The 13,048-nt window shown below is 61.6% G+C and carries 10 protein-coding genes and 1 pseudogene; 7 read left to right on the top strand and 4 right to left on the bottom strand.

Annotated features, from left to right (window positions below):
• The first annotated feature begins 46 nt into the window (after positions 1–46).
• Complete coding sequence (locus NKH95_RS06880; RefSeq protein WP_127294331.1) at positions 47–952, top strand: LysR family transcriptional regulator; 906 nt, start codon at positions 47–49, stop codon at positions 950–952.
• On the opposite strand, the gene NKH95_RS06875 is transcribed toward NKH95_RS06880, so the two are convergent.
• Positions 949–1,083, bottom strand: coding sequence for a hypothetical protein (locus NKH95_RS06875; RefSeq protein ID WP_281040467.1), 135 nt, complete (start codon positions 1,081–1,083; stop codon positions 949–951). The genes NKH95_RS06880 and NKH95_RS06875 overlap by 4 nt on opposite strands.
• 320 nt (positions 1,084–1,403) lie before the next feature.
• Between NKH95_RS06875 and NKH95_RS06870 the strand changes: the two are divergent.
• Positions 1,404–2,901 (top strand): annotated as a pseudogene (locus NKH95_RS06870) (aldehyde dehydrogenase family protein).
• 403 nt (positions 2,902–3,304) lie between these two features.
• On the opposite strand, the gene NKH95_RS06865 reads toward NKH95_RS06870, so the two are convergent.
• Genes NKH95_RS06865 through NKH95_RS06855 form a run of 3 tightly spaced genes read right to left on the bottom strand, consistent with a single transcriptional unit; the run spans position 3,305 to position 6,863 of the window.
• Positions 3,305–4,129, bottom strand: coding sequence for an alpha/beta hydrolase (locus NKH95_RS06865; protein ID WP_352440672.1), 825 nt, complete (start codon positions 4,127–4,129; stop codon positions 3,305–3,307).
• 10 nt (positions 4,130–4,139) lie between these two features.
• Positions 4,140–5,621, bottom strand: coding sequence for an NAD-dependent succinate-semialdehyde dehydrogenase (locus tag NKH95_RS06860; RefSeq protein ID WP_292561310.1), 1,482 nt, complete (start codon positions 5,619–5,621; stop codon positions 4,140–4,142).
• 15 nt (positions 5,622–5,636) lie between these two features.
• Positions 5,637–6,863, bottom strand: coding sequence for an iron-containing alcohol dehydrogenase (locus NKH95_RS06855; protein WP_352440671.1), 1,227 nt, complete (start codon positions 6,861–6,863; stop codon positions 5,637–5,639).
• Between the two features lie 177 nt (positions 6,864–7,040).
• Here NKH95_RS06855 and NKH95_RS06850 point away from each other — a divergent pair, with 177 nt between their 5' ends.
• The 5 genes from NKH95_RS06850 to NKH95_RS06830 all read left to right on the top strand — a co-directional run bounded on the left by NKH95_RS06850 (position 7,041) and on the right by NKH95_RS06830 (position 12,003).
• Complete coding sequence (locus NKH95_RS06850) at positions 7,041–7,742, top strand: GntR family transcriptional regulator (protein WP_352440670.1); 702 nt, start codon at positions 7,041–7,043, stop codon at positions 7,740–7,742.
• 11 nt (positions 7,743–7,753) lie between these two features.
• Positions 7,754–9,346, top strand: a complete 1,593-nt coding sequence (locus NKH95_RS06845) for a sugar ABC transporter ATP-binding protein (protein WP_352440669.1) — start codon at positions 7,754–7,756, stop codon at positions 9,344–9,346.
• Positions 9,343–10,332 carry an ABC transporter permease gene (locus NKH95_RS06840; RefSeq protein WP_352440793.1) on the top strand — a complete coding sequence of 330 codons (990 nt, stop codon included), beginning with the start codon at positions 9,343–9,345 and terminating at the stop codon, positions 10,330–10,332. Before NKH95_RS06845 ends, NKH95_RS06840 begins: the two co-directional genes overlap by 4 nt.
• 54 nt (positions 10,333–10,386) lie before the next feature.
• The gene (locus tag NKH95_RS06835; protein ID WP_023808960.1) at positions 10,387–11,337 is read left to right on the top strand and encodes a substrate-binding domain-containing protein; all 951 of its coding nucleotides are present in this window, start codon (positions 10,387–10,389) and stop codon (positions 11,335–11,337) included.
• A 72-nt stretch (positions 11,338–11,409) separates the two neighbouring features.
• Complete coding sequence (locus NKH95_RS06830) at positions 11,410–12,003, top strand: DJ-1/PfpI family protein (RefSeq protein ID WP_013533129.1); 594 nt, start codon at positions 11,410–11,412, stop codon at positions 12,001–12,003.
• The last annotated feature ends 1,045 nt before the right edge of the window (positions 12,004–13,048 follow it).

The following is a 13,048-nucleotide window of genomic DNA, read 5'->3' as shown; positions in this document are numbered from 1 at the left end:
TTGTCATATCAAAAAAACAGATAATGGTTCTGGGCCGGAGCGCACCATGACCATCACCTTGAAACAGCTTGATTATTTTATCGCGACCGCCGAGAGCGGACAGGTCAGTCATGCTGCGGTGGAACTCAACATCTCGCAATCGGCGGTCACTGCGGCGATAAAGACGCTTGAGGCTGACCTGGGCGTACGGCTTTTGGAGCGTAACCACGCTGGCGTAAGATTGACGATGGAGGGCGCGCGGTTTCTTGAACATGCGCGGGTTATCACCGGGGCCGTCGCTGCCGCCGTCCGAAGCCCGTTGCGCGATAGGAAAGGCCTGGCGGGCAAGCTGCGGCTGGGCATGACCTACACGGTCGTCGGCTACTACATGTCGCGCCACTACGCCCGGTTTCGAAAAACTTATCCCGAGATCGAGGTCGAGGTGCTGGAACTGCCCCGAGACGCTCTCGAAAGCGGGTTGATGTGCGGGGACATCGACATGGCCGTGATGCTGGTGTCGAACCTGGAGCACACCAAGGAGTTGGCGCAGGAGGTCTTGATGCGGTCGAACCGCCGGCTCTGGCTTTCGGCTGATCATCACCTGCTCGCGCGACAGGAAATCAGCCTCACCGATGTGGCGGCGGAAGATTATGTCATGCTGACGGTTGACGAGGCACGTACGACGGCCGCCCGTTACTGGGATGCCGCGGGGCTTTCGCTCCGCGCCGTCCTTACCACCAGTTCGGTCGAGGCCGTGCGGTCGCTCGTGGCTGCCGGCATGGGGGTCACTGTCCTGTCCGACATGGTTTACCGCCCCTGGTCCTTGGAGGGGCAGCGCATCGAAGTGCGCGGGCTTGTCGAGCCCATCCCCACTATGGATGTCGGCCTGGCCTGGTCGCGTGACAGATCAATCGAACCGGCAGCGGCGGCCTTCCGGGCCTTCATGTCCGTGACCATGGGCGGCGGCGGCTAACCGCCTGCCGTCAGGCAGGCGCTATGGCACAGGCTTGGAATGGTGGCGACGACGCGGATGCCGAACGGTGCGAGTTCCACGGCCATGGCCCGGGTGGCGGCAATCGCCCAGCCCTTGAAGCATTGCACCAAGTCAAATTCGGGCGAGGCGAGACGCCGCCGTTGGCGATCCGGTCGAACATCTCTTCGTCCATCGTCTCGAGCGCCAGGGCGGCTGGGCCACGCCGGCATTGTTGACCAGTATGTCGAGACCGCCAAAGGCCGAGCGGGCCAGGTCTGCCGCCGATGGCGACCTTGCCAGCAAGTCTCATATCTGCTCCTCCATTGCCGGCACCATCGGGGAAGTCGCGTACATTGCACAGTCCGATTATCTGAACGCCCTTTTAGCTTTCTTTGTTTGAGGTCGACCGGCGTGGGAGGCATAGTCGCCACGGAATTGTGAGGAGGAAGGGATGACGCTGAATTTCGACCCGCGGGCGAAGGCCACGGCGCTCTACCACGGCGAATTCCGGCCGATGTTCGTCGGCGGCAAGTGGGTTCCGGCACGGTCCGGCCAGGAGATGCAGGCGCTCAACCCGGCGACTGGCGAAGTGCTGGCCACCGTGCCGCGTGGCTCGGCGGCCGCACGTCGATGCGGCGGTGGCCGCTGCGCGCACGGCTTTCGAAGGGCCATGGTCAAAATTTTCGCCCTATGAGCGGCAGTGCGTGCTTCTGCGCATCGCCGATCTCTTCGAGACCCATTGGGAAGAGCTCAGCGTTTCGGACACTCTCGACATGGGACTGCCGATCACGCGCACGCTCGCCAACCGGCGGCGCGTCATCGGCATGCTGCGCTTCTATGCGGGCATGGCGACCGCGCTGCATGGCGAATCCATAGACAATTCGATCCCTGGCGAGATCGTCAGCTTCACAAGGCGCGAGCCGGTGGGCGTTGTCGGCGCGATCATCCCCTGGAACGCTCCGACCGCCGCTTCGATCTGGAAGATCGCGCCGGCGCTCGCCACCGGCTGCACCATCGTGCTGAAGCCCTCGGAGGATGCCTCGTTGACGCCGTTGCTGATCGCCAGGCTGATGCAGGAAGCCGGCGTTCCCGACGGCGTCGTCAACGTCGTCACCGGCACCGGGGCGGAGGCCGGTGCGTGGCTCGCTAAACATCCCGACGTCAACAAGATCGTCTTCACCGGCTCGACGCTGACCGGCCAGGCCATCGCGCGGGCGGGCGTGATCAACCTCAAGCGCGTTTCCCTGGAACTCGGCGGCAAATCGCCGATCATCGTCTGCCGTGATGCCGACATCGACAAGGCGGTTCCTGTCGCCGCGATGGCGGTGTTCGTGCATTCGGGCCAGATCTGCATCGCCGGATCGCGGCTGTTCGTGGCGCGCGAGATCCATGACGAATTCGTGCGCCGGGTAGCCGAGTTTGCCGGCAGGCTTCGCATCGGCCATGGCATCGAGGCGGAAACCGAAATCGGCCCGCTCATCAATGCCAGGCAGGCCGGCAAGGTGGTGGGCTATATCAAGGCCGGCCGCGACGAAGGCGCGGAACTGATAGCGGGCGGCTCGCGACTGACCGGCGAGATCTACGACGGCGGCAATTTCATCGCGCCGACTGTCTTCGGCGCGGTGTCGGACAAGATGACCATCGCGCGTGAAGAAATCTTCGGTCCGGTGATTTCGGCGATGCCGTTCGACACGCTCGACGAAGCCGTTGCGCGGGCCAATGCGACGCCCTACGGCCTGGCCGCCGGCATTTTCACCAGTCATCTGGGCACCGCCCACAAGCTCGCCCGCCGCATCAAGGCCGGCTCGGTGTGGGTCAACATGTACCACGCCATCGACCCGGCGGTGCCGTTCGGCGGCATGAAGATGTCCGGCTACGGCCGCGAGGGCGGCATCGAACATCTGCATGAATATCTGGAGACCAAGTCGATCTGGATCCAGACCGACTGAGCGTGCGCTGATATTCAGGTGAGGCCGGCCTGCGAATGACGGCGTCCCGCACCATTCTCGGCGCTCGTGCAAGGTGCCTGTCCGAAGGCGCGATGCTCAGTTTGCCAGTTCGCAAATTGGTGCGGATGAGGTTCATCAGCTGTTCGGAGAAGGACTGGTGCACATAGCCCCGCGGTGATGATGCCGACGGAGCGGTGGGCGTCGCGATGGTCGATCGGCACCACTCGCATGCAGTGTGGAGAAAGACGATGAGGAATCGTCGGTTGTGTCCTCTGCCGGATTTCACCTGCCGCAAAGCTCAGCCCGATGCCGGTAGCTGCCGCGATCCCGTGACGGTACTTTCTTGAGTGACGGGAGTGTCTGGCCCGGCAGTCAAGCGGCTCTACTTTCCCCAGCTTCCGTCCTATAGGCCGTTTCCCTCGATCATCGCCATCAGGCAATCGCCAGATTGTGTGCCGCTGATGCCCAGATCACGCACGCTGTTCATGTGGTTTCGGTCATTCAGGCGGAGGTCGCAGACAAGGTGCCCCTGCGCGCGTAAGCGCTTTCCGAAGTCGGCGGCCTGCTGGTGAAAAGGTGACGTTTCCTGATCTCCGACGAGAATGGTCGCTGCCGTCTCCGGGTCATGCCACCGCGTCATCGGGGTGAAGGCAGTTGCCTCCTCATCGGTGATTCCGATTAGCGGCTGGAGGAAGGACGTCTGAAGGGGCTTGAGGTCGTAAAGGCCGCCTAGCAGCAGCGCCGCACGTATGCGCGATGGCATTGGCGTCTTTTCGAACAGGAATGTGGCCAGGTGCGCGCCCGCCGAATGACCACTTACGCTTAGCCGGGCAGGGTCACCGCCATGGGCGGCTATATTGTCCAGCACCCATTGTTTGGCACGCCGGATCTGGTCGACGATTGCCGCCATCCTGACTTCAGGCATCAGCGCATAGTCGACGATGACCGCGATCGCCCCAGCTTTGGTGACTGTGTTCGCTACATAAGAATAGTCGCTTCTGGAGAACATGCGCCAGTAGCCACCATGGATGAAGATGTGCACGGGAAGATCCCTGCGCTCGCCGGGCGGAAAGAACAGGTCCAACCTTTCGGCCTCGCCCTCGCCATAGGCGATATCAGCCGACATCGGCAGGTTCGCCCGGGTTTCCGCGCTGCGAGTCACTATGTCGGCCACAATATAGTCAAAATCGGCCACATGGTCGCGGGTGCGGAAAGGGTCTTTTGACATGACTGCCGGTTCAGAAGGTGACGGCAATATATTTAGCCTCCATGAACTCGGCGATGCCGTGGTGCTGGCCGCCTTCGCGGCCAAGGCCACTCTGCTTGACGCCTCCGAATGGTGCGGCCGGATCCGACATCAGTCCCCGGTTGAGACCGATCATGCCGGCCTCGATCCCCGACGCCACCCGCATGCCGCGTCCAATATCGCGTGTGTATATATAAGCGGCCAGACCATATTCCGTGTTGTTAGCATGTGCGATCGCCTCGGCCTCGGTGTCGAAGCGTGTGATGGGTGCCACCGGGCCGAAAATCTCCTCGTGCGCCATCTCCGCATCGGGCGGCACATCGGACAGCACTGTGGGCGGATAGAAGAATCCTTCTTCCTCCGAAATCGCCCCGCCGCAAAGCACCTTGGCTCCCCGGCCCACGGCGTCCTTGACCAAGCGGTCGATCTTGTCGACAGCCTTTCTGGTGATCATCGGCCCGCATTCTGTGTCTGCATTCGGGCCTGCTCCCACCTTAAGTGCCGCCATGCGCTTGCGGAGCCCGTCGGCAAAAGCATCATAGATTCCCGATTGCACATAGAGGCGATTGGCGGCGGTGCAGGCCTCGCCGGCGTTGCGCATCTTGGCGATCATCGCGCCGTCGAGGGCGGCGTCGAGATCGGCATCGTCGAAGACGACAAACGGGGCATTGCCGCCGAGTTCCATCGAACAGGAAATGACATGCTTTGAAGCCTCGCCGAGCAAGGTTCGGCCCACGCCCGTCGACCCCGTGAAGGACAGCTTCCTGACGCGCGGATCGGCGAGCATGGCCGAAGTCAGCGGCCCGGGACTGGTCGTGGTCAGCACGTTGACGACACCGGCAGGCACGCCGGCTTCGCTGTAGAGTGCCGCCAGCGCATAGGCCGTCAGCGGTGTTTCACTTGCCGGCTTCAGGACGACAGTGCAGCCTGCCGCCAGCGCCGGCGCGATCTTGCGGGTCGCCATAGCGGCCGGAAAATTCCACGGGGTGATCAGCACGCAAATTCCGATCGGCTCATAATCGACCACGATGCGATTGCTGCCGGAGGGCGCGGTGCCGAACTCGCCGGTGATGCGGACCGCTTCCTCAGCATTCCAACGGAAGAACTCGGCTGCATAGGCTACCTCGCCGCGCGCGTCGCGCAGCGCCTTGCCATTCTCCAGGGAAATCAGCATGGCAAGCGTTTCGGAGCGTTCGACCATGAGCTCAAAACAGCGCCGAAGGATTTCCGAGCGTTTGCGCGGCGCCGTCTCCCGCCATCCCTTAGCTGCTTTGGCCGCGGCCTCGACGGCGGCGGTGGCGTCCTCGACTGTCGCATCGGGAACCGCCGCGATCACCGCCCCGGAGGAGGGATCGACAACATCGATGAGCCGACCGTCGGAGGACGGTCGCCAAGTACCGTCGATGTAGAGTCCGTGTGAAAAACCGCGCACGTCATAGCCATCCTGGTCGAGCTGCTGAGCGTTCAAATTCATCGCTTTGTTCCGTTTTCACATAACGCAGGCGGCGAGGTCGCCGTCATGGGCAGCCTGAACGAGGCGTCGCATCGTGCCGAGATCGAAGGCACGCGGATTGTTCTTGATCAGGCGGTCGATGCCGAGCGCTTGCTCGGCGGTCCAGTCAAGCTTATCGGCAGGGAGGCCTAGATCCGCCAGTGTTGGCGTAATGCCGATCGCCGCGAACAATCGCCTGATCTCCTCGATTGTGGCGGCTGCCATCTGGGCGGTGGTTCTCGCCTTCGTCTCCAAGCCAAGTGCCGCGCCGATCTCTGCCATCTCGTCAGCGGCGACGCGGCTGTTATAGGTCATTACGTAAGGCATCATTGTCGCCACGCCCAAACCATGGGCGGTGTGGGTGAGGGCGCCTGCCGGATATTGCACGGCATGCGCCGCCGCCGTGCCGGCAGTGCCGAATGCGCAGCCCGCTGCCAGAGCGCCCATCATGACATCGGCACGCGCGTCGGCATCGGCGCCGTCGCTGCAGGCTTTCTCCAGACTCCGGCCAAGCAGTTTTATCGCGAGCAACGCGAAATGGTCGGTCAGGTCAGTCTTGCCGATGAAGACATGCTGTTGCGGCAGATTGGGGTCTTCACCGCGCCGCATGGCGGTGAAGGCCTCGATCGCATGGGTCAAAGCGTCAGCGCCGGCGATCGCGGTCAGGCCAGGGGGGCAGGTCATTGTCAGTTCGGGGTCGCACAGGGCGACTGCGGCGATAAGGTGAGGGCTCGATATGCCGACCTTGAGCGTCCGGTCCGGGTCGGAAATCACCGCGACCGGCGTCACCTCGGAGCCGGTGCCGGCCGTGGTGGGTACGGCGATCAGCGGCAGCGTCGGACCCGGCACCTTGAACTCCCCGTAATAGTCCTGGAGCTTGCCGCCATGGCTGAGAAGCAGCGTGGTGCATTTGGCGAAATCGAGACAGCTGCCGCCGCCGATGCCGATCACCATGTCCGGTCTGAACCCCTTCGCTTCCTCGACACAGATGCCGACCGTGTCGCGTGGCACGTCGGGCAGAACGCGGTCATGCACAAGGACTTCGATCGAGGCTGATTGAAGGGACTTGATGATGTCGACGAATACCGTTGTGCCCGCGAAACGCTCATCGGTGCAGACCAGCGCACGTTGGCCGAACCGGGCGGCGACCGTCGGCAGCACATGGCGCTGCCCTTTCCCGAACAGGATTTCACGCGGCAACCGCAGGGCGGCGAAGAGGGTCATGATCGGTCCTTTGACGGCGGCTGACTGGAAACGGAGGCATTGAACTGGGCTTGGGATCGGACGGTCTAAGCGCGTGTCTCTCGCCCCTAAAACATATCCGCTTTAAAATCGTATAGGATATAGGATTGCATCGACGGAACCATCGTGTTAGCAGTCCTGACTGTCAAGAGGCAAAATATGCACACCGCAAACTTACCCGACCCAAGCGACGCCACCATTGGAGTTGGTCGCATCCAGCGCGCCAACAGTCTCGTCGAAGATGTCTATGAAGCCATCTTCGCGCAGTTGATGGCGCTGAAAATCCCGCCAGGCTCACGTATTACAGTCGATAGCCTGGTCAAGGAATTCAACGTCTCGCACACGCCGATCCGCGAAGCCCTTGGCCGGCTCGAAGGCGAAGGCCTCGTCCTCAAGACGCATTTGATCGGTTATCGTGCTGCACCCCAGATCACCCGGCGCCGTTTCGACGAATTGTACGAAATGCGTCTGCTGCTCGAACCGCATGGCGCCGCAAAGGCCGCCGTAATGATGGACGAGGCCAAGTTCAATGTGTTGCTCGAAGCCGCCGGCGTGATGTCACGCCGCGACGGCAAGGATGATCGCGTACGCTATTCGAACTTCGCCAGGCAGGATGCGATCTTCCACGACAAGATCTTGGAGTTTTCTCAAAACGAACTCATCCGAGAGACGTTGGGCCACCAGCACACGCACTTCCACATCTTCCGCCTGATGTTTCATGCACGTGTGACCGAGGAGGCACTTGACGAACATGAGGCGATTCTTGCCGCGTTCGGCTCTGCCGATCCCGATGCCGCCGCAAAGGCGATGCGCATCCATATAGAGCACTCGCGCGATCGCCTGCTCCCGGCATTCGATTGAGGTCGGAACGGATGTCTATTGCCGCTAATATCGCCGGGGAGGGCGGGAGCACGTTGTCCAGCAATGCGCATGGTTCGCTCGAACCGGTGCTGCGCGCCCAGCAATTGTCCAAGCAATACGGCCCGGTGACGGTGTTGTCGGACGTCACTTTGGACATCCTGCCCGGTGAGGTCCACGCCATCATTGGCGAGAACGGTGCCGGCAAGTCGACGTTGATGCGGCTGCTGTCCGGCTATGTCGAGCCAAGCCATGGCACATTGTCGATGAACGGACACGCGGTGAAATTTGCCAAGCCCAGCCAGGCACAGGATGCCGGTATCGCCTTGGTCCATCAGGAGATCCTGCTCGCAGAGGGGCTCACGGTCACCGACAATCTGTTTCTCGGGCGAGAGCTTTCGCGTGGCCTTGTCGTGGATGACCGCACCATGCGCCGGCTGGCGGCCGACAAACTGGCGCAGATCGGCTGCGCGGTCTCGCCAAGGGCACTGGTGCGAGACGTCTCGCTGGCAGACCGGCAGATGGTGCAGATCGCTCGTGCTCTGCTTGACGACTATAAATTGGTTATCTTCGACGAGCCGACCGCCGTTCTGACCGGTGGCGAGGTCGAGCGCCTTCTGGAGATCGTCCTGCGACTGAAGGCTCACGGCACCGCCGTGCTGTATATCAGCCACCGGTTGGACGAGGTGCAACGGGTCGCCGACAAAGTGACCGTTCTGCGCGACGGCAAGATGGTCGGCACCTATCCCGGCAAGACGCTGAGCCAGATGGATATGGCGCGGTTGATGGTCGGTCGCGAACTGGCCGCACTCTATCCTGAAAGGACCGCAGCGCCTTCGGATGTACCGATGCTGAGCGTGAGGAACGCCTCCGTTCCCGGCTATGCGGAGGACGTGTCGTTCACGGTCCACAAAGGCGAGATCCTCGGGTTCGCCGGCATGGTCGGCGCAGGTCGAACTGAACTCTTCGAGGGCATTATCGGCCTGCGCCCGGCGGCCGCCAAGGTCGAACTTGAGGGCAAGTCGATCCATTTCCAATCGCCGCGCGCGGCGATCGACGCCGGCGTCGGTTACCTGACCGAGGATCGCAAGGGCAAGGGACTGCTGCTGCAGGAGCGCCTGGCGCCTAACCTGACGCTGTCGGCGCTCGGTTTGTTCCATCCCGGCCTCTCGATGGGTCGGCGCCGCGAAGCGGAGGCCTTGGAACAGGCCGTGGAGACATATGACATCAGGCTGAAGAGCCTCGGCGCCAAGGCGGGCCAGCTTTCCGGGGGCAATCAGCAGAAGCTGCTGCTGGCGAAGGTGCTGCTGACCGATCCTTCGGTGGTCATTATCGACGAGCCCACGCGTGGCATCGACATCGCCAACAAGGCGCAGATCTATGCCTTCATCCAGGAGCTTGTGGCCAAGGGCAAGGCCTGCATCGTCATCTCTTCGGAGATGCAGGAACTGATCGGCATCTGCGACCGCATCCTGGTGATGCGCGAAGGCCGCATCACCGGCGAGGTCAGCGGCGCCGAAATGACCGAAAGCAACGTGGCGGTACTGGCGACCAGTGGCCCCAAGCCAGGGCTAAAAGCCAAGGGAGGCACAGAATGGCTGTCATGACCGAATCCGCACCCAGGCGTCGCCCCCTGGATCTCAATGTCAGTTGGACCGACATCGGGCCCTTCCTTGCGCTGGCGGCCCTCCTGGTCGTGGGTTACCTCATCAACCCCGATTTCCTGTCCGCCACCAATCTCGCCAACGTCATCACCCGCAGCGCCTTCATCGCCATTATCGCGGTCGGCGCGACATTTGTGATCTCGTCCGGCGGGCTCGATCTTTCCGTCGGCTCGATGGCCGCCTTCATCACCGGCATCACCATCATGTTCATGAACACGGTGGCCCCGCATGCCGGTATCTGGGCTATTCCCGCCGGCATGGCGGTGGCGATCCTGGTCGGCCTGCTGTGCGGGCTTGCCAACGGCCTCATCGTCACGGTCGGCAGGATCGAACCGTTTATCGCCACGCTGGGCACGATGGGGATTTTCCGGGCGCTGATAACCTATCTGACCGACGGCGGCACGATACCGATCGACCGATCGCTGCGCGAGGCCTACCGGCCTGTCTATTTCGGCACGGTTGCCGGCATCCCGGTTCCTATCCTCATATCCGTCGCCGTCGCCGCGGCCGCATCCTTCATCCTGTACAAGATGAAATACGGCCGCAAATGCGCGGCGGTCGGCGCCAATGAGGATGTCGCCCGTTATTCCGGCATCTCGGTGATCAGGACACGGACCGTGGCCTATATCGTCCAGGGTGCCTGCGTGGCCATTGCCGCGATCTGCTACGTGCCGCGCCTGGGCGCTGCAACGCCGACGACCGGACAGCTTTGGGAACTGCAGGTCATCACAGCCGTGGTGATCGGCGGCACCGCGCTGCGCGGCGGCAAGGGCCATGTGTGGGGAACAGTCGCCGGCGCCGTCATCCTGGAGCTCATCGCCAACCTCATGGTGCTGTCGGACTTCGTCTCGGAATACCTCGTTGCCGCTGTTCAGGGCGTCATCATCATCATCGCCATGCTCATCCAGCGGTTTTCAAATTCGAAATAGCGCCGCGTCCGGACCACGCGGATCAACGTTCTTATAGGTCCAAGGGAGAAGACAATGTTCAGTAGAAAATGGATTGCGGCGGCGACACTTGGCGCGCTGCTGCTGGCCGGTCAGGCCATGGCGCAAGACAAGAAGGTCATCGCGGTGTCGATACCGGCAGCCGACCACGGTTGGACGGCGGGCATCGTCTATCACGCACAGGCGGCGGCCAAGGAAATCAACGCCGCGTTCCCGAACGTCGAAGTGGTCGTGAAGACGTCGCCGTCCGCGGCGGAGCAGGTCAGCGCGCTTGAGGACCTGTCGGCCAGCCGCAAGCTGGATGCTTTGGTGATCCTGCCTTACAGCTCGGAAGAGCTGACTCAGCCGGTCAAGGCTATCAAGGACATGGGCACGTTCATTACCGTCGTCGATCGCGGTCTGACTGACGCCTCCGTCCAGGATCTTTACCTCGCGGGCGACAATATCGCGGTTGGCACCAACACAGCCAAGTTCATGATCGACAAGCTCGGCGGCAAGGGCGACGTCGTTGTGCTGCGCGGCATTCCGACCGTCATCGACGACGAGCGCATCAAGGGCTTCCAGGACACGATCAAGGGTACGAACCTGAAAGTCCTCGACATCCAGTACGCGCATTGGAACAGCGACGAGGCCTTCAAGCTGATGCAGGACTATCTGGCCAAGTACCCGCATATCGATGCGGTCTGGGCCAATGACGACGACATGCTGCTTGGCGTGCTCGAAGCGGTCAAGCAATCGGGCCGGACCGATATCAAGCTGGCGCTCGGTGGCAACGGCATGAAGGACATCGTCAAGAAGGTGATCGACGGCGACGCCATGACGCCGGTCGAGACGCCATATCCGCCGTCGATGATCAAGACCGCGATCTACATGACCGTCGCCAACCTGATCGGCCAGGCACCCGTCCGTGGCACCGTCAAGCTCGACGCGCCGTTGATCACCCAAGCCAACGCCAAGGAATACTATTTCCCCGACTCGCCATTCTAACCCTATCCGATTTCACCGAAAGGCAGGGCGCGGTCCGCGCACTGCCTAGCTCAAACACTGAGAGGAAGAGCCATGCCAGGCAAGAAGATACTGATGCTGACCGGTGAGTTCACCGAAGAATACGAAATCTTTGTCTATCAGCAAGCCATGGAAGCCGTCGGTCACACCATCCACGTGGTGTGCCCAGACAAGAACGCCGGAGATCTGATCAAGACCTCGCTGCACGACTTCGAGGGCGACCAGACCTACACCGAAAAGCTCGGCCACTATGCGCTGATCAACAAGACTTTCTCGGAAGCCGAGAGGCAGCTCGATCAATATCATGCCGTCTACTGCGCGGGCGGCCGCGGCCCGGAATACATCCGCACCGACAAGCGCGTGCAGGCCATCGTGCGCCATTTCCACGAGGCCAAGAAGCCGATCTTCACCATCTGCCACGGTGTGCAGATCCTGATCGCTGTTGACGGCGTGGTGCGTGGCAAGAAGGTCGCAGCACTCGGCGCCTGCGAGCCTGAGGTGACACTGGCGGGTGGCACCTATATCGACCTGTCGCCGACCGAGGCCTATGTGGACGGGACAATGGTTTCTGCCAAAGGCTGGACGGCGCTTGCTGCGTTCATCCGCGAATGTCTGAAGGTGCTGGGAACGGAAATCCGCCACGCATAAGCTTCTGGAACCGACGCATTTCGCCAAGGGATGCGTCGGTTGCTTTCAACAGCGCATCCATATCCATAAGTTCGATCGGGATCGCGGCTCCCGAGCACAACGATATAGGCGAGATGCTCAAGGGTCGCCGCCTGGTTGCGCTGCTTTCGTCCTTCTTGTTTCACTGATCGCGGTAGTGCTGTTCGACATGCTGGCGCGCGGCGTTGTTTCAGCGTCCGGATTAGAGGTCGTGTCGTCGACCGTGCGGCCCGTCGTCGCCCCGAGGCCATCACGCTCGGTGCCGAGGCCCGGTGAACAAGTTCTCATAAAACCTTCTGACAACCGTTCGATCGGCGCTCAGGCTCGACGTCACTATGAAAGCGGGATGCGCCTGAGTTCAGGCCTGCGTCAGTGAATATGGCATCGCGGATAACCAATAGTCTCTGGCGTCCGGGTTGGTCATCGGCCTAACGAAAAGAACGGCGTCTAGGAACGATTCCGGCCGGCTGCCGTTGCCTAACATTAGCTATCTCTTATGGAATCTGCGAAATGCCGCTGTGTCAGAATCTATGCCCTCTTGAAATGACATTCAAATGCCCGCGTTGCGGATTGGCTTTGCTGAAACCCGGGCGCTGGTTTCAGGTTGCATCCAAATATCGCTGCGAGGGGTGTCACAGCGAAATCCGGATCACTTATCCCGACAAGATTGCACTATTCCAGAAGTATGCGGCTTCGCAACGCGAGGGTCCATCTCCGCCAAAGCATAGCTCAGTCCTGGCCAAGTCATTCAGCGGCTAGGCCATGGTCCTGCCAGGGCAGTCTGAACGCTGACTGCCGGCGGTAGTGCTGCCTGTTGCATGGAACGAAATCCGTTCCTTGCGGTTGGGAGTTCATGCCTCCAGCTACACGCAATTGAGCCGGCCATGCCCTGCAGTCAGGAGCAGTGATGCAAACATACCTGGTAGAGCAAATGGAAGGGGACGACGTAGTTGCGGCGAGTAATGTCAATGCGTCCAGCCCGTTCACGGCGGCGACTATATCAACAGGACGCCAGGTTACCCTGCGG

It is taken from the genome of Mesorhizobium sp. M0848, assembly GCF_040319805.1.
GTDB lineage: Bacteria > Pseudomonadota > Alphaproteobacteria > Rhizobiales > Rhizobiaceae > Mesorhizobium.
This window is presented reverse-complemented; position numbering and strand designations above follow the sequence as displayed.

Coding starts and splice junctions, on each gene's coding strand:
- NKH95_RS06880 (WP_127294331.1), top strand. CDS start 47: ATGACCATCACCTTGAAACAGCTTGATTATTTTATCGCGACCGCCGAG.
- NKH95_RS06865 (WP_352440672.1), bottom strand. CDS start 4,129: ATGTCAAAAGACCCTTTCCGCACCCGCGACCATGTGGCCGATTTTGAC.
- NKH95_RS06860 (WP_292561310.1), bottom strand. CDS start 5,621: ATGAATTTGAACGCTCAGCAGCTCGACCAGGATGGCTATGACGTGCGC.
- NKH95_RS06855 (WP_352440671.1), bottom strand. CDS start 6,863: ATGACCCTCTTCGCCGCCCTGCGGTTGCCGCGTGAAATCCTGTTCGGG.
- NKH95_RS06850 (WP_352440670.1), top strand. CDS start 7,041: ATGCACACCGCAAACTTACCCGACCCAAGCGACGCCACCATTGGAGTT.
- NKH95_RS06845 (WP_352440669.1), top strand. CDS start 7,754: ATGTCTATTGCCGCTAATATCGCCGGGGAGGGCGGGAGCACGTTGTCC.
- NKH95_RS06840 (WP_352440793.1), top strand. CDS start 9,343: ATGACCGAATCCGCACCCAGGCGTCGCCCCCTGGATCTCAATGTCAGT.
- NKH95_RS06835 (WP_023808960.1), top strand. CDS start 10,387: ATGTTCAGTAGAAAATGGATTGCGGCGGCGACACTTGGCGCGCTGCTG.
- NKH95_RS06830 (WP_013533129.1), top strand. CDS start 11,410: ATGCCAGGCAAGAAGATACTGATGCTGACCGGTGAGTTCACCGAAGAA.